Annotated in this window: 16 protein-coding genes; 12 read left to right on the top strand and 4 right to left on the bottom strand. The window is 41.5% G+C overall.

Annotation, left to right across the window (positions count from 1 at the left end; genetic code table 11):
* The first annotated feature begins 75 nt into the window (after window positions 1-75).
* The 11 genes from NWP21_RS01115 (at window position 76) to NWP21_RS01065 (ending at window position 11,400) form a co-directional block, all read left to right on the top strand.
* Entirely contained in the window at window positions 76-357 is a 282-nt protein-coding gene (locus NWP21_RS01115) for a hypothetical protein (protein ID WP_271732278.1), read from the top strand.
* A gap of 417 nt (window positions 358-774) precedes the next feature.
* Window positions 775-1,086 carry a co-chaperone GroES gene (groES, locus tag NWP21_RS01110; protein WP_200989836.1) on the top strand — a complete coding sequence of 104 codons (312 nt, stop codon included), beginning with the start codon at window positions 775-777 and terminating at the stop codon, window positions 1,084-1,086.
* Window positions 1,087-1,187: 101 nt separating this feature from the next.
* Window positions 1,188-2,825, top strand: a complete 1,638-nt coding sequence (gene groL, locus NWP21_RS01105; protein WP_280791293.1) for a chaperonin GroEL — start codon at window positions 1,188-1,190, stop codon at window positions 2,823-2,825.
* Window positions 2,826-3,004: 179 nt separating this feature from the next.
* Entirely contained in the window at window positions 3,005-3,397 is a 393-nt protein-coding gene (locus tag NWP21_RS01100) for a hypothetical protein (RefSeq protein ID WP_280791292.1), read from the top strand.
* 12 nt (window positions 3,398-3,409) lie between these two features.
* Window positions 3,410-6,103 carry an AAA family ATPase gene (locus NWP21_RS01095; protein WP_280791291.1) on the top strand — a complete coding sequence of 898 codons (2,694 nt, stop codon included), beginning with the start codon at window positions 3,410-3,412 and terminating at the stop codon, window positions 6,101-6,103.
* A 176-nt stretch (window positions 6,104-6,279) separates the two neighbouring features.
* Window positions 6,280-7,119: an urease accessory protein UreD gene (locus tag NWP21_RS01090; RefSeq protein ID WP_280791290.1), complete on the top strand. Its 840-nt coding sequence runs from the start codon at window positions 6,280-6,282 to the stop codon at window positions 7,117-7,119.
* Between the two features lie 22 nt (window positions 7,120-7,141).
* The gene (gene ureA / locus NWP21_RS01085) at window positions 7,142-7,444 is read left to right on the top strand and encodes an urease subunit gamma (RefSeq protein ID WP_271732285.1); all 303 of its coding nucleotides are present in this window, start codon (window positions 7,142-7,144) and stop codon (window positions 7,442-7,444) included.
* Window positions 7,445-7,465: 21 nt separating this feature from the next.
* Window positions 7,466-7,771 (top strand): urease subunit beta, encoded by a 306-nt coding sequence (locus NWP21_RS01080; protein WP_271732286.1) that lies wholly within the window; start codon window positions 7,466-7,468, stop codon window positions 7,769-7,771.
* A 42-nt stretch (window positions 7,772-7,813) separates the two neighbouring features.
* Window positions 7,814-8,191, top strand: coding sequence for a GxxExxY protein (locus NWP21_RS01075; RefSeq protein WP_271732287.1), 378 nt, complete (start codon window positions 7,814-7,816; stop codon window positions 8,189-8,191).
* A 66-nt stretch (window positions 8,192-8,257) separates the two neighbouring features.
* Window positions 8,258-9,964, top strand: coding sequence for an urease subunit alpha (gene ureC / locus NWP21_RS01070; RefSeq protein WP_280791289.1), 1,707 nt, complete (start codon window positions 8,258-8,260; stop codon window positions 9,962-9,964).
* Window positions 9,965-10,017: 53 nt separating this feature from the next.
* Complete coding sequence (locus tag NWP21_RS01065; RefSeq protein ID WP_280791288.1) at window positions 10,018-11,400, top strand: aldehyde dehydrogenase; 1,383 nt, start codon at window positions 10,018-10,020, stop codon at window positions 11,398-11,400.
* Between the two features lie 94 nt (window positions 11,401-11,494).
* On the opposite strand, the gene rpmF is transcribed toward NWP21_RS01065, so the two are convergent.
* Complete coding sequence (gene rpmF, locus NWP21_RS01060; protein ID WP_271732290.1) at window positions 11,495-11,668, bottom strand: 50S ribosomal protein L32; 174 nt, start codon at window positions 11,666-11,668, stop codon at window positions 11,495-11,497.
* A gap of 443 nt (window positions 11,669-12,111) precedes the next feature.
* Between rpmF and NWP21_RS01055 the strand changes: the two genes are divergently transcribed.
* Window positions 12,112-14,052 (top strand): caspase family protein, encoded by a 1,941-nt coding sequence (locus NWP21_RS01055; protein WP_280791287.1) that lies wholly within the window; start codon window positions 12,112-12,114, stop codon window positions 14,050-14,052.
* 67 nt (window positions 14,053-14,119) lie between these two features.
* Here NWP21_RS01055 and NWP21_RS01050 read toward each other — a convergent pair whose 3' ends face one another.
* From NWP21_RS01050 to dapA, 3 genes are all read right to left on the bottom strand, one after another.
* The gene (locus NWP21_RS01050; protein WP_271732293.1) at window positions 14,120-14,497 is read right to left on the bottom strand and encodes a Mo-dependent nitrogenase C-terminal domain-containing protein; all 378 of its coding nucleotides are present in this window, start codon (window positions 14,495-14,497) and stop codon (window positions 14,120-14,122) included.
* A 624-nt stretch (window positions 14,498-15,121) separates the two neighbouring features.
* A complete protein-coding gene (locus NWP21_RS01045; protein WP_280791286.1) occupies window positions 15,122-16,894 on the bottom strand; it encodes a ribonuclease J in 1,773 nt (590 codons plus the stop codon).
* A gap of 309 nt (window positions 16,895-17,203) precedes the next feature.
* On the bottom strand, window positions 17,204-18,091 hold the full coding sequence (gene dapA / locus NWP21_RS01040) for a 4-hydroxy-tetrahydrodipicolinate synthase (RefSeq protein WP_271732296.1): 888 nt from the start codon (window positions 18,089-18,091) through the stop codon (window positions 17,204-17,206).
* Window positions 18,092-18,223 lie beyond the last annotated feature (132 nt).

Here is an 18,223-nt window from a genome sequence, read left to right as displayed (position 1 = left end):
GAAGATGACCCTAACTTAAAAAAAACCGCCCTTTCAGAGGCTTACTGCTTTACTATATCCTGGTGATGTTCAGCCTTGACAAATGTTCGCAAGCAAGTAGAGGAGTTATCGGCAGAAGATGGGTCAAAATGCATATTCTTGCACCACCATTATGCCTATCGAGTGTTTTGGGATGACTGGCTCAATAACTTCTGGTTTTGCTCGGCAATACCAGGAACCATATGGGTAGACCACCATTATCGGTCTACAGCAACAAACCCGCAAGAGATAGGCTGTAGTCTTATAGGATGTAAGTGGGAGACTTGCTGTTTAATTCACCCTTGGGCTTTAGTCAGTGTTCCCAATATCCAAGACTAACTTGTTTTGCACAGAAGTGAGTAACTGTCTGGTCAGCACAGATAAAATTCTCTGGCTGAATTTCTGCCATTGCTCAGATTTTTAGACAATTACTTAGGGCTTTGTCATCAAGAAACTGAGTAATTTTGGCGAGTTCACGGCGTCACCCTACCAGTGTAGTCTTACTCATCGAGCGGCACCCTGATTACAGTTTTATAACAATTTCCCGGTTTTGCACATAAATTTATCTATATAAAAATATTCGTAACTTACCCAGCAAAACCCGATATATCCAAATGATGCAGTATTTATACTTAAGTACTGCTGCCATATGCTGGTGCGGGAACCCGTACTCAATTAATTATTGCCATTTTATGCTGCTTTTAGGTAGATTAGCACTCAGGAGTTGAGAGTGCTAACTCTGGAGAAAAAATATTTATGGCAGCTGTAACTTTAAGCGTTTCTACAGTTAAACCCCTAGGCGATCGCGTTTTCGTAAAAGTGAGCGCCCCGGAAGAAAAAACCGCAGGTGGACTGTTTTTACCCGACAACGCCCAGGAAAAACCCCAAGTAGGCGAAGTAGTAGCCCTTGGACCTGGCAAGCGTAACGATGACGGTAGCCGTCAGACATTAGACATTAAAGTCGGCGATAAAGTGCTGTACTCCAAGTATGCTGGCACTGATATCAAGCTCGGCACAGAAGAATACGTACTGCTTTCTGAAAAAGATATCTTAGCAGTCGTCAACTAATGGGGAATGGGTACAGACGCGAGGGGGTAAACCCCACGCCCAAAGCCCAACCCCTAAAGTCCAATCAAAAATCTTGACTTACTCCCTGAATAGAGATACCTATGGCAAAGCGCATTATCTATAACGAAAACGCCCGTCGCGCCCTCGAGCGAGGCATTGACATCTTGGCTGAGGCTGTAGCTGTCACCCTAGGCCCAAAAGGTCGTAACGTAGTCCTCGAAAAGAAATTTGGCGCACCCCAAATCGTTAATGACGGTGTAACCATCGCCAAAGAAATCGAATTAGAAGACCACATTGAAAATACAGGCGTGGCTTTGATTCGTCAAGCTGCTTCTAAAACCAACGACGCGGCCGGGGATGGTACCACCACTGCCACCGTTTTAGCCCACGCCATGGTCAAAGAAGGCTTACGCAACGTTGCAGCTGGTGCTAATGCAATTTCCCTGAAGCGTGGTATTGATAAAGCCGCAGGCTTTTTAGTAGATAAGATTGCTCAACACGCCCGTCCAGTAGAAGATTCTAAATCCATTGCCCAAGTTGCTTCGATTTCAGCTGGTAACGATGAAGAAGTCGGCCAGATGATTGCCCAAGCAATGGACAAAGTAGGCAAGGAAGGCGTAATTTCTCTCGAAGAAGGGAAATCTATGACCACCGAGCTAGAAATTACCGAAGGGATGCGCTTTGACAAGGGCTATATCTCTCCCTACTTTGCCACCGATGCTGAACGCATGGAAACGGTTTTTGATGAGCCTTTCCTGCTGCTCACCGATAAAAAAATCGCTTTGGTACAAGATTTGGTACCAGTTCTCGAGCAAGTAGCTCGTGCTGGTCGTCCTTTAGTGATTATCGCTGAGGATATTGAAAAAGAAGCTTTAGCTACCTTGGTGGTTAACCGTCTGCGTGGTGTGTTAAATGTTGCGGCTGTAAAAGCTCCTGGCTTTGGCGATCGCCGTAAAGCTATGCTCGAAGATATCGCCGTTCTCACTGGTGGTCAGTTAATTACTGAAGACGCTGGTTTGAAGCTAGAAAACACCAAACTAGAAAGCCTGGGTAAAGCTCGCCGGATCACCATTACCAAAGACAACACCACCATTGTTGCTGAAGGTAATGAAGTTGCTGTTAAGGCTCGTTGTGAACAAATCCGTCGTCAGATGGAAGAAACCGAATCTTCCTACGACAAAGAGAAGTTACAAGAACGTCTTGCTAAACTCTCTGGTGGTGTAGCTGTAGTCAAAGTGGGTGCAGCCACCGAAACCGAAATGAAAGATAAGAAGCTACGCTTGGAAGATGCTATCAACGCTACCAAAGCGGCTGTAGAAGAAGGTATCGTTCCCGGCGGTGGTACAACTCTAGCTCATCTGGCTCCTAGCCTGGAAGAGTGGGCTAACAGCACCCTCACCGGTGAAGAATTAACAGGTGCTTTGATTGTAGTTCGGGCTTTACCTGCGCCTCTGAAGCGGATTGCTGAAAACGCCGGTCAGAATGGTGCTGTCATTGCTGAACGGGTCAAAGAGAAAGAATTCAACGTTGGTTACAATGCTGCTACCAATGAATTCGTTGATTTGTTAGCCGCTGGTATTGTTGACCCTGCGAAAGTAACTCGTTCTGCTCTGCAAAATGCTGCTTCGATCGCTGGTATGGTGTTGACAACCGAATGTATCATCGTTGACAAGCCAGAGCCTAAAGACGCGGCTCCTGCTGCTGGCGCTGGTATGGGTGGCGGTGACTTCGATTACTAATACTCTCTAAGTCACATAAATTAAAAAACAGCTACTTCTCGCGTGGAGGTGGCTGTTTTTTTGTTTCATGCAAAGGGAAGCAGCTCCGGGGGTGGAAAGTCGGTTGGATATTGCTTTATGTTAAAAAAATCCTCGTTTAATAATATACTGATCAAGCTTCAACTTTAACTTTAATAAGTATGGAAGATTACCAGGCAGCTTTTCTTGATCGCCATCTTGATACTGAAACACTAGACCCCATAAGGAAAATTGGGGCTATGCACTTTGGTGGTATAACCATTGAGTGTCTGATAAAAGCAATTATTTGTAACACTCTACCAGGAGTTACAGGTCAGAACTTGAGGACACATAGTTATACAGAACTTCTGAAACAACATAATAAACTTAAATCTAAAATTGATAATTTTTCAGAAGTCAGAAGATGGCTTGATCAAGTTGAGAATCCAATGGGACAACACTTCATAGATATGCGTTATTGTGGACTTGAGCCTGATGAATTAAATTACAAACGCTGGTTAAACGCATACCAACGTGTAAAAAGTTGGTTATTGAAACAAGCTACTCAACTTTAACGAGGTGGGAAAATGCAGGAAAATTGGCAATCTTTACTCAAGCAGCACATTACAAGCCAATATGTCCAGAATCCACAGGCGTGGGTTGATGTAAATATTTCTACATCCGGCTTGATCAATCTGACTATTGTTAGCGATTGCTTTATTAATTTATCTATCCCTCAGCGTAAAGAACAAATATCAAGCTTACTTAAATCTAAGGTTCCTCATTTATCTCCTGGATTTCTTTCCTTATATACGCTTCAAGAAGCGAAGTCACTAAATCTTTCACCGCCACAAGTTTCTAATACAGCTTTAGTTCATACTTGGCAAGATTTAGCTATCCAAGCAGCAAATCCTCAAAATCAATCACCCCCACCCCATCGCGAACTGACTTTACCCAGGACAGTGACATTCTATTCCTTTAAAGGAGGAGTAGGACGCACTACGGCATTAACTCATGTTGCTTGGATTTTAGCAATGCGGGGACATAAAGTTGTAGCTGTAGATTTAGATTTAGAAGCACCGGGTTTAAGTACAGCATTTAACCTCGAACCACAACCAAAATACGGAATTGTTGATTATTTTTATGAGCGTTCGTACTTACCAGATGGAGTAGAAACCAGCATTTCAATTGCTGAAATATTTGGTGAAGTGAGAATACCTAAAGCTACGGGAAGATTATTTGTTGTCCCTGCTGGCTTTCTAAATCTTGATTATGTATCTAAGGTTGATGATCTCCACGCTACTACTGTTATTGATGGAAATCAAAACCTTTGGTCTGTTTTCAAGGATGAAATTTACGAACATTTAAAACCGGATATTATCTTAATTGATTCGAGAACTGGAATTAATCAATGGGGAGCTTTATCATTAATTCAAGCTGCTGACGAAGCGATTATTTTTCTTTTCCCTAATGAACAAAACAAACAGGGGATAGAAGTTTTACTGCAATCACTTCAAGGCATAAAAGACTTATCAATTAATTTTGTTTTTTCTCCAGTGCCTGATGTTACCAAAATTGGTTTATCTAAAGTAAAACAAATTTGGGAATCATTGATAAATAAAATACACACAGCAAAAAATGACACATATGAAACAGATGAAGATGATTCAGACTTAGATAATTGTCAAAATTCCATAGAAGACATTTTAGTAGTTCCTTACCTTGTACCAGTTGCTTTAGCTGATACCTATCCGGCACCAGGAACGCAAGACTACTATACGAAAATTGCTAACTTAATTGATGAAACAACTGATGAACTGAACCGCAGCAATGTTTTAAATACCATAGACCAGCGATGGAAGATTATTGAAAGTTTGGAATTTCCGGAAGTAAATGCGGCTGATCAAAGGCATGATCTAAGTTTACTATTTCAACGAACAACTGATTTTGAAAGGTTTTTAGATGATACAACCTGCCTAATTAGAGGAAGAAAAGGAACAGGTAAAACTGCATTGTATTCGCTTTTTCTTAAACACGAAAGTGTTGCTAGAAAATTAGCTCACGGACGGTTGGATAATACTATATTTTTATCAGCACATGGTAGCTTTCAAGAAAGTCGCCCATCTCGTGAGGATTTTAAATCCATCCATAAGGATTTACAGTCAAAGAGTGGAAGCTGGGAAGCTTTCTGGAGAGCTTATTTACTGCTTAGATGTCATCAGGAAAATTTATTTAAGTTTCCTAGAGGTAGGAAAGGTGAAAAATTTAATGCTTTGAAAGAAATTATTAATAGTTTACCTGGAAAAAAATGGCAGTCTGAACACACTCAAGCTTTGTTAGAATTATCTACTAATTCTGAAATACGTCTTATAGTTAAAGATGCTATTAATACTCTCCTTAATGAAGAAGCTAAAAATAATTCTCAAAAACTGTGGTTTCTCTATGATGATTTAGATGAAGATTTAATTGTAGCGGAACAATTAAGACAACAAGCCCTGACTGGATTGTTTCAATTAGTTCAGTCTTGTGATGCCAACAGATTAACAGCAATTAGGTTTAAAATTTTCTTGAGAGAAGATATATGGAATCGCTTAATTTTTGACAACAGAAGTCATTTCAACGGACGTGATATTCTTTTACAGTGGACCAGGGTGGATTTTTTACGATTAGCACTCCGCCAAGTAATACAATCTAAAGATTTCAAAAACTTGGTTGATAAATTCTCTCCTGTTGCTGTGGAAAGTATTGATCAAGCTAGTGAAGAAGTAATTGATAAAGCCTTAGAATTACTTTGGGGAAGTCGTCGCAGAACAGGAGACAAAGCTAAATATGTATCCAGATGGGTTTATGAAAGATTAACAGATTCAAGTGGTACCACTTTTCCTCGAAGTCTCAGTATATTATTAGAAGGAGCAAAAGACCAAGAATTAAGCTATAAAGGAAAATCATCGATTCAACCACCAAGTGACCGTTTACTGCGAAGTAAATCTTTAGAAATTGGTTTGAAGAAAGCATCGGAAAAACGCTGTGATGAAGTAAAAGAAGAATATCCTGATTTGGCTAAATTTTTTGACTCTCTCAAACAGAAATCAGCCTTTTTAACCCAAGAAGAATTACATACTATATGGCAAGAATCAGCCCATGATATAGCAGAATTTGAAGAGTTCACCTCTTTTTTAAGTGAAATTGGTATTATTGAATGGCGAGAAAAAAAGAAAACCTATAAAGTTGCTGATATATATGTGTATGGTTTTCAAATGATTCGTCAAGGCGCAGTATAACAAAAAAATTTGTATTTCTATCCAGTTTGGTGCGACAATTTTTAAGGGAGTATATTATAAAACAGTCTGTAATTTAATAATTTTTAGAGGCGTTACCTAGAACCTCTCTAAATATTTCATAATCTTTATATCTTGAATGATAAAGTTAAAATGAGACAGACTTTATCAATTTATAAATGATTGTTAACAATCCAACAGATAAAGGTTGGCATGGCAAACTTAATCTAGTATATGCCGATCGCCTGAATAATACCGAGTTAATTCACAGTCACCAGCAAGCACCCCTGAAGGTACAACGGCCTTTTTATCCAGATGGGGCAAAAATTTGTCATAGTGTGATATTACACACTGCCGGCGGTGTGGTAGGGGGCGATCGCCTATCCTATAACCTCCACCTCCAACCCCAAGCAGAAGCATTAATTACCACAGCAGCAGCCAGTAAAATATACAGAAGTAACGGACTACAAGCAACGCAAAATATAAACATCCAAATTGATGCAGGTGCTTGTTTAGAATGGCTACCCCAAGAAACGATAATATTTAACGGAGCAATTTATCGCCAAGATTTACGGGTAGAATTAGCACCGGGAGCCAGTTGGTTAGGTTGGGAAATTACCCGATTTGGTCGGACAGCCAGAGGTGAGAAATTTTTACAAGGAGAATGGCGATCGCACACAGAAATTTGGCAGGAAGGCCTTCCCCTGTGGATTGATCGCCAATGGTTACCCGGTAGCGAAGAGGTTTTTCACAGTCCTCATGGTTTAGCGGGACAACCAATAGTAGGTAGTCTGGTTTGGGTAGGAAACCCTATTTCTGGGGAAACCTTGGCAAAAATGCGGAATTTATGGGTGGGTACTGGGGATATCGGTATGACACAGTTACAAAATGGATTTTTGTGTCGATATCGTGGTACTTCCACATCAGAAGTGAGAAACTGGTTTACAGCTATTTGGCAATTACTACGAGTATCCGTTTTAAATCGTAGTAGCTGCGTACCCAGAGTATGGCAGGTTTGAACAAAGCATAGAGGATAAGAGAATGCAACTGACACCCCAGGAAAAAGATAAACTGCTGATTTTCACCGCCGCCTTATTAGCAGAGAGACGTAAAAATAGGGGTTTAAAATTAAACTATCCAGAAGCAGTCGCCTATATTTCCGCTGCTATTTTAGAAGGAGCAAGAGATGGGCAAACTGTAGCAGAACTAATGACTTATGGGACAACCGTATTAACAAAAGATGATGTTATGCCAGGTATACCCGAAATGGTACAAGAAGTCCAGATAGAAGCAACCTTTCCCGATGGTACTAAGTTAGTAACTGTACATAATCCCATTAGATAATTATTAGGTAAAAGTAAAACCATGATTCCAGGGGAAATTATTACACCAGATGGCGACATAGAATTAAATGCAGGTCGTCCTACCATTAAACTACAAGTTGCAAATACAGGCGATCGACCGATTCAAGTAGGTTCCCATTTTCACTTTTATGAAGTGAATCCAGCCTTAGATTTTGACCGGGAACAAGCGCGGGGAATGCGACTTGATATTCCCGCAGGAACAGCAATAAGATTTGAACCGGGAGACCAAAAACAAGTTACCCTAATACCCTTAGTAGGGAGTCGTCAAGTTTACGGGTTTAATAGCAAAGTTAATGGAAGTCTTTAAACGCAAAGGGGCGCAAAGGTAGACGCAAAGGGACGCAAAGGTATGGATGAGAATGATTTGAGTCGGATAATTATTGGTTGTGCAATGCGGGTGCATACTGTCCTAGGTCCAGGTTTATTAGAGTCGGCCTATGAGGAATGTTTGGATTATGAATTGAGGAAACAGGGATTAAATGTGAGTAAGCAAGTTCCACTACACCTGATGTATGAAAATGTCAAATTGGATTGTGTCTATAGATTAGATTTAATGGTAGAAAATAAGGTAATTATTGAAGTCAAAACCGTAGAATCATTTAAACCAATTCACGCAGTACAACTTTTAACTTACCTAAAACTGGCTAACTGTAAACTTGGTCTCCTCATCAACTTTAATGTCACCCTCCTCAAAGAAGGAATCAAACGTGTAGTTCACCAACTCTAACTTTGCGTACCTTTGCGCTTTCCTTTGCGTACCTTTGCGTTTAAATATAATTAGGAGCAATTTACTATGCCTTATAGAATTTCTCGTCAAGCCTACGCCGAAACCTATGGCCCTACAGTAGGCGATCGCATTAGACTAGCTGACACAGAATTATTTATTGAAGTAGAACAAGATTTTACCACCTATGGCGATGAAGTGAAATTTGGTGGCGGTAAAGTTATTAGAGACGGAATGGGACAATCCCCCATTTCTAACGCCGATGGCGCGGTAGATTTAGTGATTACAAACGCCTTAATTCTGGATTGGTGGGGTGTTGTCAAGGCAGATATTGGCATTAAAAACGGTAAAATTTTCAAAATCGGTAAGGCCGGAAATCCTTATATTCAAGACAATATAGATATTATTATTGGCCCGGGTACGGAAGCTTTAGCCGGGGAGGGAATGATTCTCACTGCTGGGGGTATTGATAGTCATATTCATTTTATTTGTCCTCAGCAAATTGAGGTGGCGATCGCTTCTGGGATTACTACTATGTTGGGTGGTGGTACTGGACCTGCTACAGGAACAAACGCTACCACCTGCACCCCTGGACCTTGGAATATGCACCGGATGTTACAAGCTGCTGATGCGTTCCCCATGAATTTAGGCTTTTTGGGTAAAGGTAACACCAGTCAACCCCAAGGAATAGTAGAACAAATTTTAGCAGGTGCGATGGGGTTAAAACTCCATGAAGACTGGGGAACTACCCCCACCACTATTGATACTTGTTTGGGTGTAGCTGATGAATATGATGTGCAAGTAGCAATTCACACAGACACTCTCAACGAAGCCGGGTTTGTAGAGGATACCATCGCCGCTTTTAAACATCGTGCTATCCATACTTACCATACTGAAGGTGCAGGGGGTGGACACGCTCCAGATATTATTAAGGTTTGCGGACAAGCCAATGTTTTACCATCTTCTACCAACCCCACACGCCCTTACACTGTCAACACCTTAGAGGAACATCTAGATATGTTGATGGTATGTCATCACCTCGACCCTAGCATTCCCGAAGATGTGGCTTTTGCTGAGTCCCGTATCCGCCGAGAAACCATCGCCGCTGAGGATATTCTACATGACCTAGGCGCGTTTAGTATGATTGCCTCCGATTCTCAAGCTATGGGTAGGGTAGGAGAAGTAATAATTCGTACCTGGCAAACAGCCCATAAAATGAAGGTGCAACGGGGGAGCCTTGCGGGGGATGGACTTGCGGATAATAATCGCGCCAAGAGATATATTGCAAAATATACGATTAATCCTGCAATTACTCATGGTATTTCTCAGTATGTCGGCTCTGTAGAACCAGGGAAACTAGCAGACTTGTGCTTGTGGCGACCAGCGTTTTTTGGTGTGAAACCAGAAATTGTCATTAAAGGTGGGATGATTGCGTGGTCACAGATGGGTGATGCTAATGCTAGTATTCCCACACCCCAACCAGTACATATGCGCCCTATGTTTGCTAGTTTTGCGGGTGCGCGTCACGCTACATCTTTAACTTTTGTTTCCCAAGCTGCAGTACAAAGGGAAATTAACAGCCAATTGGGTTTACAAAAGTCCATAGTTGCTGTTTCGGGGACACGTCAAATCAGTAAAGGAGATATGAGGCTAAATGATACGCTCCCACGCATTGAAGTTGACCCAGAAACCTATGAGGTGAGAGCTGATGGTGAATTGTTGACTTGTGAACCCGCCAAGGTTTTACCCATGGCGCAAAGATATTTTCTGTTTTAGATCATTTAACTACTGGAGAATAAATTTAAATGCATGGACAAATAGTTACAAATATGTTACGTGACAATTTACTCAATATTCCTGAGATGCTCTATAATCAACGGGAATTTTTTCAAACTGGTAAAACAAAAGATATTACTTTTCGCCTGGAACAACTGAAAATTCTTAAACAAGCAGTACTTGACAATGAACAAGCAATAATTCAAGCACTAAAAGCAGACTTACATAAACCGGAATTTGAAACTTATGCTATAGAAATTGGTGTAGTCACTGAAATAGATTACGCTATCAAACACCTCAAGAGTTGGACTAAACCGAAACAAGCACCAGTTCCCTGGAAGTTTTTCACCTACTCGGCTAAAATATATCCAGAACCTCTAGGGGTGGTTTTAATTATCGGTCCTTGGAACTATCCTTTACAGCTAATTATTTCTCCTTTAGTAGGTGCGATCGCAGCGGGTAATTGTGCTATTATCAAGCCTTCAGAAATTGCGCCCCATACTTCTAATTTATTAGCTGAAATCATTGGTAAGTATTTTCCGTCAGAGTATATCGCCGTAGTAGAAGGAGGTATAGAAACCAGTGAAAAACTCCTAGCAGAAAAGTTTGATCATATCTTTTTCACTGGTGGGACAAAAGTTGGCAAAATTATCATGGCCGCCGCAGCTAAACATCTCACACCAGTTACTTTAGAATTAGGCGGTAAAAGTCCCTGTATTGTAGATACTGATATTCATCTTGAACATACGGTTAAACGCATAACTTGGGGAAAATTTATCAATGCAGGACAAACTTGTATTGCACCTGATTATTTGTTAGTTCATCAAAAAATCAAACAAGATTTAGTAGATGGTCTGAAAAAATGCCTCAAAGAATTTTATGGAGATAATCCGGCAAATAGTCCAGATTATGCCAGGATAATCAGTCGAAAGCAATTTGACAGATTGGTTAATCTGATTGAAAACGGGCAAATTATTATAGGGGGAGAAACCAAAGCTGAGGAACTTTATATCGCTCCTACGTTACTTGATCATGTTTCTTTAACAGATCCAGTCATGGAAGAAGAAATATTTGGCCCTATCCTGCCTATAATTGAATATACAGATATTACAGAAGCGATCGCCTTAATTAACTCCCGTCCCAAACCCTTAGCTTTATATATATTTACTCAGAATCAGACCCTGCAAAAACAAGTTTTACAGGCAACCTCATCGGGTGGAGTGTGTATAAACGACACAGTAATGCAAGTAGGTGTGTCATCTTTACCCTTTGGTGGTGTAGGTGACAGTGGGATTGGTAGCTATCATGGAAAAGCAAGTTTTGACACCTTTTCTCATGACAAAAGTGTGTTAAAAAATTCTTTTTGGTTGGATTTAGACTGGCGATACGCTCCCTACCAAGGCAAATTATCTGCCTTAAAACGAATTCTGGGCTAGAACTTCTATTGAAGACCACCAGTAATGGGTAACGGGGTTTCCCGATTACTCATTACCGTAACCTATAAATCTAAAGCCTAGCTTGTCCAGAAAATTATGATTCTGCTTCGTCTTCTTCAGCGGTGGGATAGACAAAGGTAGAACGTCCAGACAAAATTGACTTACCCAGAGAAAGAGCCTTTTGGGCTTCGACAGCAGCTTTATGTCTCCAGGTGGCTCGACGCTTATCTCGTTTTGATTTGGATGTTTTCTTCTTAGGGACAGCCATACTAGCGGATCTCGCAATTTTTGACAACCTCCCTATTCTAAGCTATAAACTCGACTTTTATAGGGGCGGTTTCAAATGGCAAAATTCCGATTTGCGCGATCGATTTGGGAATATTTACAAATCAATTGCCGTTTACAGTCAAATAATTCAGGGAAATATCCGGATCTTTTTGCCAATTTGGCCAATAAATAAATGTAAAGAGGATGATCAATGATCTTGCTTGAGCAATATTCTTGAGTGTAGCCTAATCGACCTCAGTGATCACTGGTAATATGATATTTAATAAATATCATAATTTAATCATGATAGCATAAAAAATGCTTATATTTCAGTTACTGGATCAGATTCTGCAAACAGTATAAAACATAGGTTAGCTTTGTTTTTTCAGCAAAGCCGAGCGCAATTTTAGGCAATACAAGAATCAATAACCTACAAAGAGCGGGATGGCAAATTACTGGGCGATCACAATTGGCATCAATCAATATCAGTTCTTTCAACCCTTACGTTGCGCTCAAGCAGATGCCGAGGTGTTAAATAGTTTTTTGGTTGAAGAGGGAGGGTTACTACAGCAGCGCTGTTTATTGATGACACAGTCCTCGCCTCCCATTGGGGATATATCGACCTATCCCACTAAGCAGAATATTCTGCTGTTGTTGGAGGATTTGACCGCGGGTTGTTGGCAACCACAAGATCATCTGTGGTTATTCTTTAGCGGTTATGGGGTGAGTTACAAGGGCAAAGATTACTTAATGCCAGTGGAAGGAAATCCGGAATTGGTGGCAGAAACTGGCATAGAATTGCGATCGCTGATGCAAAGTCTGCAATTGGCTGAAGTTAATACAGTGCTGCTGCTGGACATCAATCGTGCTTTTGGCACCCAAGCAAATAGCCCCGTGGGAGCAGAAACCATAGAACTGGCTAAAGAACTACAAATTGCGGCCATTCTTTCTTGCCAATGTGATGAATTCTCCCATGAAAGTAGCGAACTGGGTCATGGGTTCTTCACAGCCGCATTATTAGAAGCTTTGCGTTCTGGTAATGCCACTCACTTAGCCGATCTAGACAGCTATTTAAGTGTTCTTACCCCAGAATTATGTCAACACTATTGGCGACCTGTCCAAACCCCGGTAACGATATTTCCATCTCACCCAGAAGCGATATTACCGCAGTTTGAGATGCAAAGCCACAAGGAACCAGTTAAAGCCGAACCAGTTATTTTTCCGGAGGAAAGCTTTGCCGTGTCCGTCACAGCGCCTGCTCTGGGTGCAACAACCCCCCCCAATTTACCCAAGACGCAAAACGTGACTATGTGGGGAGAATATCTAGGTGTGGAAACTACCCTGGGTAGTCAATCACCCTCTGTGAATTTGCCGAACTTTATACCAGATATTGGCAAATTATCGGAATCACAAGTCCCAGGCTCACAGCAGGGGCAGTATCTCAACCAACAGAACACCCCAACTACCAGAGGGGAGAGCTTCATTCCTCATGTACCTCAAGCCGATGACTCGCCATTACCCGATAATCAGACAGATCCCCCGCTATGGAAACAGTTTTTATTTTGGGGAGGCGGTACTATGCTGGTTGTCGCTTTGATTTCTATAGTTATTCTCCGCAATCAAGTAAGATATTTGCAAGTCAAACAGACTACAGAAATATCACCTTCATCACCTCCCACCGGAACAGTTGAACAAAATCATTCTTCTGCCTCTGAAACACCACCATTAACTCCGAGACAACAAACCCCATCTAATGCCCAAGTTTCCTCTAATTCTGAGTCTAAAAAGCGCAGTCAAGCAGTTTCAGAATTATCAAGAATGTCTCTGATCGCAAACCAAGCCAGTGATCTGAGCAAAGCGATCGCCAATGCTAAGGCAATTCAACCAGGTGAACCACTCTACAAACAAGCTCAGGAGAATATTCAAGTTTGGAGTCGCATGATCCTAGAGTTAGCAGAGGGTCGTGCCGAAAAAAAAGAATATACAAGTGCCATTGCTGCAGCCCAATTAATTACTCTTGACCAAGACCTTTATTCTCAAGCACAACTGGCAATTACCCAATGGCAGTTAGAAGCTAAACAATATTTAAGTAATAATATTGTTATAGATGCAGCTGAGGCGTTAATTAGACCGGGACAAGCATCATCATATAATCGTGCCATTGAAGTCGCTAAAAGAGTACCACCAGGTCAACCAGGATTTGATCGCGCCCAAAAATCCATCAATGAATGGAGTACACAAATTTTGGCACTGGCGAAGACTCGAGCAGAGCAAGGTAATATCGAAGCAGCAATTGAAACCGCTACTTTAGTCCCAGAGATGACAGGAACTTACGAAGATGCTCAAGAAGCCATCCAAAAATGGCGGGCTACCCAGAAGAATTAAAAAGAGTTAGGAATTAAGGATTAACCCCCAACTCTTAACTTTTCACTGAAGAACAAAGCATTGAGTATTAGCAGTATTGCGACACATCCTCGCCACATTCGTCAGCAAGGTAGCACAGAGCGCGGAAACGTAAACCCACGAGTTCCTCGTATAAAGGATTGAGTTTACACATGGGCGGAATGTGAAACAGGGTTTTACCAAATAATTTGATATCGCGCTCAAAGGGACATTGAGCCGGAATCAGTTTACACAACAGATGAGATCGTTGGCGATTATTAACTGGAATGCTATCTACCCAATGGCGCAGGGGTTGGAGGAGATCACGGTTAGACTGGGAAGTTGAATCTTGTAACTGACTTATAGGAGCTTTGTTAGTATCGCCTTGATTAAAAGATACCCAGCTTGTTAACAAAAACTTCTTTGTGGTATTATCAAATACCTTCATGGTTAATCCTCTATATTAATGAGGTTATTCACCTTACTGATGAATATATACAACGTAGCAATGATTTTTGCCGGAGGAATTATTCTCTGACTAAGTCACAATCGGGCGTTACACTAGCCACTTAGGCCATAATCCAACTTATGACTACGTCAAGTTAATCGTAATTGTCGCTATATCGGTAGTGTGATCATGCAATCTTATTCATAACTTGACATACTTTAAATTTTAATAAAGCCATCTGTCATTAGACAGGGTTTAGTGTAACTTTTATAAAACTTAACATAAAAAAGGCTGGGAATATCTTTGGTAAACCAAAATAGTACTTTTGTCCGATCTGCTCCATAGAATGACTTACGTGATAACTATGAACGGAAGTCCACAGGCTAACACGGTCAATCTGACCGCTTCTTGTTTTAAATTCATCGCCGCGTTTAAATGTCTCAGGACTTACGCAAAACAGAACGAAAGTAGGGGTAATTCATGAATCACCCCTACATCAGAACCAGGTTTTTAGTCCAATCTTGCGTAAGTCCTATTATTATCATTAGTTAAGAAGAACCAAAAAACCCCCGACTCGTCAAAGTCAGGGGTTCTCAAATCTTCAACCCCGGTGCGGCGCGATGATTAGGATGCTACCTGGGCTGTGGGGCGAGTCCGCCGTCTTCTACCATCAGCAACCTTGACAGGTGGTTCTTCGGGAATTTGCATCAACAAAGTTACTGTTGGTTGACATTGTAGTTCTCGACGGATAGAGCGTTGCAACTCTCGCTCTAGCATCCCTTGCAATCCACCCCAGTCTACTTCGGGTCTTTCCCCTTCACGAACTTGGGCAAATTCTGACCAGCGCACACTGAGCATTTCTTCAATGCGCTGTTGTACCCATTTTTGCACAAGCGATCGCTCTACATTAGTTACTACACCCCGCAGATGAGTTTCTGGTTTAGCCAGGAGCTGGCCGTTCCAATCAATGGCGGTGGCGATGGTGACAATACCTTCTTCTGACATACGTTGTCGTTCTTGGAGAACTTGAGCGCTCACCATTCCAGAACTAGTAGTATCCACAAGTTCTATACCACATCTGACTGTACCCGCCACACGGATAGAATCTTGTGTTAATTCCACAATGTTGCCATTTTGGATAATTACCATGTTGTCGGCAGGAATACCCATACTCTGAGCGGTTTCCGAGTGCTTAACCAGCATTCTATGTTCACCGTGAAATGGTACAAAGAACTTGGGACGAGTTAAGGCAATCATCAGTTTTTGTTCTTCTTGACAGGCGTGACCAGAAACGTGAATACCCTTGTCCCGTCCATATACCACGTTTGCCCCTTGAATCATCAATTTATCGATGGTGTTGACCACCGCGATCGTATTGCCAGGAATGGGGTTAGCAGAGAATATTACTGTGTCCCCTGGGCGGATTTTGATTTGGGAGTGTTCTTTGTTGGCAATGCGGGTCATGGCTGCCATGGTTTCACCCTGTGAGCCAGTTGTCAAAATCAAGACTTTTTCATCGGGCAAATTGCGAACTGCATGCAATGGCTGGAACAGACTATCATCACACTTGATGTAACCCAGATTGCGAGCATGAGCAATCAAATTCAGCATGGAGCGACCAACAACTGATACCACCCGCTTATGCTTCTGCGCCAACTGTAAAATTATGTTGATCCGATGCACACTGGAAGCAAAGGTAGTGACAAATAACCGCCCGGTAGCTTTACCAAATTCCCGGTCAAGGTTGGGATAAACAGAGCGTTCTGAAGGGGTATATCCTGGTACTTCTGCGTTAGTTGAATCACTCAGTAAGCAAAGTACACCCTGTTCACCGTGTTCTGCTAGCCTTTGCAAGTCAAAGTTTTCGCCGTCTACAGGTGTATGGTCGATTTTAAAGTCTCCCGTGTGGATGACCACACCTAAAGGGGTATGAATAGCCACTGTAAAGCTGTCGGCAATGGAGTGGGTATTGCGAATATATTCCACGAAGAAATGTTGACCAATGCGCACCACATCCCGGGGTCTAACTGCTCTTAAATCGGTGCGATCGCGTACCCCTGCTTCTTCTAGTTTACCCTCTAGCATTGCCATTGCTAGTCTAGGACCATAGATTACCGGGATATCAAATTGCTTGAGGTGGAAGGCAATACCGCCTATATGGTCTTCATGACCGTGGGTGACGATCATACCTTTAATTTTCTGGCGATTCTCCCGTAGATAGGTTGTATCTGGTAGGACAATATTTACCCCTAGCATTCCTTTGGTCGGAAAGGCTAATCCCGCATCTAAAAGAATAATTTCGTCCTCATACTCAAAAACGCAAGTATTTTTCCCAATCTCATGTAATCCGCCCAATGGAATAATTTTGAGGGCAGATTTAGTTTCGTTGTTTACCATTATTTTCCTTGGATTGTTGTTGTTTTTCTTCAGAGTTAATAAATTCAAATTCAGCAATCTTGTTATGAAATCAAATACCAGCTTCCTATCTGAAAGCAGCTATATTTTGCGTGAGATTTTTCATTTATTCCTGTTATAAAAAAAAGCATTTTACATATATAACTTTTATCTAATCTCTCTACTGTGCGGTGGGCCTCTACACTTTTACATCTACAAAATCAGATATCTATGACAGTCTTAGCGGAGTAATTTCTCTGGTAAACCAGTTAAAATTACTCTCACTCAAGTTAGTAAGCATTCAATAAGTTACTATCTAGTTAAATTAAGTTCTTCCAGCACTGCTCTTAACTTATCAGTAACATCTGAGTCAGCTTCCCACAGGGGTAGACGAGTTGAACCGACATCCCAACCTTGAAGTTTCAATGCTTGTTTAATTGGAATGGGATTTGTAGTTAAAAATAAAGCTTTAAACAATGGAAATAGTTGTAGATGAGTTTCATTAGCACTGGCGATTTTTCCCACACTAAAAGCTTGGATCATCTCTTGTAGTTGATTGCCTACCAGATGAGAAGCTACACTCACAACGCCTGTAGCTCCAATTGCTAACAATGGCAGGGTTAGGGAATCATCTCCAGAGTAAATGTCAAATTCTTTTGGTGTCAACCGGCGGATTTCACTCGCCTGGTCTAAATTGCCACTAGCTTCTTTGATACCAACAATATTATCAATTTCCGCTAACTTAGCAACTGTATCTGGACTCAGATTTTGACCAGTACGCCCAGGAACATTATATAACAGTATTGGCAGTTCTGGACAAGCTTGGGCGATGGCTTGAAAGTGCTGGTAGAGACCCGATTGTGGTGGTTTGTTGTAATAAGGTACAACCTGTAATGAACCATGCACCCCTATTGTAGCAGCTTTTTGGGTGGCGGCGATCGCTTCTTTTGTGGAATTAGAACCACATCCTGCTATCACCTTGGCTTTTCCACTCACAGCTTGCAATACTTCCACAAACAACTGGTATTCCTCTTCCCAGCTTAGGGTAGGGGATTCACCCGTTGTGCCACATACTATTAATGTATCTGTACCGTTGTTAGCTAGATGTGCTGCTAGTTTTGAGGCTACATCATAGTTGACACTGCCGTCTGCCTTGAACGGCGTAATCATAGCGGTTAAAACTCTGCCAAATTCTCCCACCCTGTTTCACTCCTAATTAGCCTTTTATTTTTTTATCTCTTGGTGGTTCTCTATTTTAATAACCTATTGCTGAACTTGTTTCAAGGGTAATTCACTCATCTTGATTTTTCTACCCAAAAATAACTGAAATTC

Source organism: Anabaenopsis sp. FSS-46, assembly GCF_029891665.1.
Taxonomy (GTDB): domain Bacteria; phylum Cyanobacteriota; class Cyanobacteriia; order Cyanobacteriales; family Nostocaceae; genus Anabaenopsis; species Anabaenopsis arnoldii.
The sequence above is the reverse complement of the archived record's forward strand: the minus strand, read 5'-3'. Positions and strand labels throughout refer to the sequence as shown.

Excerpts from the sequence above, each read along its gene's own strand:
- NWP21_RS01050 (WP_271732293.1), bottom strand. The coding sequence starts at position 14,497 with ATGAAGGTATTTGATAATACCACAAAGAAGTTTTTGTTAACAAGCTGG.
- NWP21_RS01045 (WP_280791286.1), bottom strand. The coding sequence starts at position 16,894 with ATGGTAAACAACGAAACTAAATCTGCCCTCAAAATTATTCCATTGGGC.
- groL (WP_280791293.1), top strand. The coding sequence starts at position 1,188 with ATGGCAAAGCGCATTATCTATAACGAAAACGCCCGTCGCGCCCTCGAG.
- NWP21_RS01055 (WP_280791287.1), top strand. The coding sequence starts at position 12,112 with ATGGCAAATTACTGGGCGATCACAATTGGCATCAATCAATATCAGTTC.
- NWP21_RS01095 (WP_280791291.1), top strand. The coding sequence starts at position 3,410 with ATGCAGGAAAATTGGCAATCTTTACTCAAGCAGCACATTACAAGCCAA.
- NWP21_RS01075 (WP_271732287.1), top strand. The coding sequence starts at position 7,814 with ATGGATGAGAATGATTTGAGTCGGATAATTATTGGTTGTGCAATGCGG.
- ureA (WP_271732285.1), top strand. The coding sequence starts at position 7,142 with ATGCAACTGACACCCCAGGAAAAAGATAAACTGCTGATTTTCACCGCC.
- NWP21_RS01100 (WP_280791292.1), top strand. The coding sequence starts at position 3,005 with ATGGAAGATTACCAGGCAGCTTTTCTTGATCGCCATCTTGATACTGAA.
- NWP21_RS01080 (WP_271732286.1), top strand. The coding sequence starts at position 7,466 with ATGATTCCAGGGGAAATTATTACACCAGATGGCGACATAGAATTAAAT.
- NWP21_RS01065 (WP_280791288.1), top strand. The coding sequence starts at position 10,018 with ATGTTACGTGACAATTTACTCAATATTCCTGAGATGCTCTATAATCAA.
- ureC (WP_280791289.1), top strand. The coding sequence starts at position 8,258 with ATGCCTTATAGAATTTCTCGTCAAGCCTACGCCGAAACCTATGGCCCT.
- groES (WP_200989836.1), top strand. The coding sequence starts at position 775 with ATGGCAGCTGTAACTTTAAGCGTTTCTACAGTTAAACCCCTAGGCGAT.
- NWP21_RS01090 (WP_280791290.1), top strand. The coding sequence starts at position 6,280 with ATGATTGTTAACAATCCAACAGATAAAGGTTGGCATGGCAAACTTAAT.
- rpmF (WP_271732290.1), bottom strand. The coding sequence starts at position 11,668 with ATGGCTGTCCCTAAGAAGAAAACATCCAAATCAAAACGAGATAAGCGT.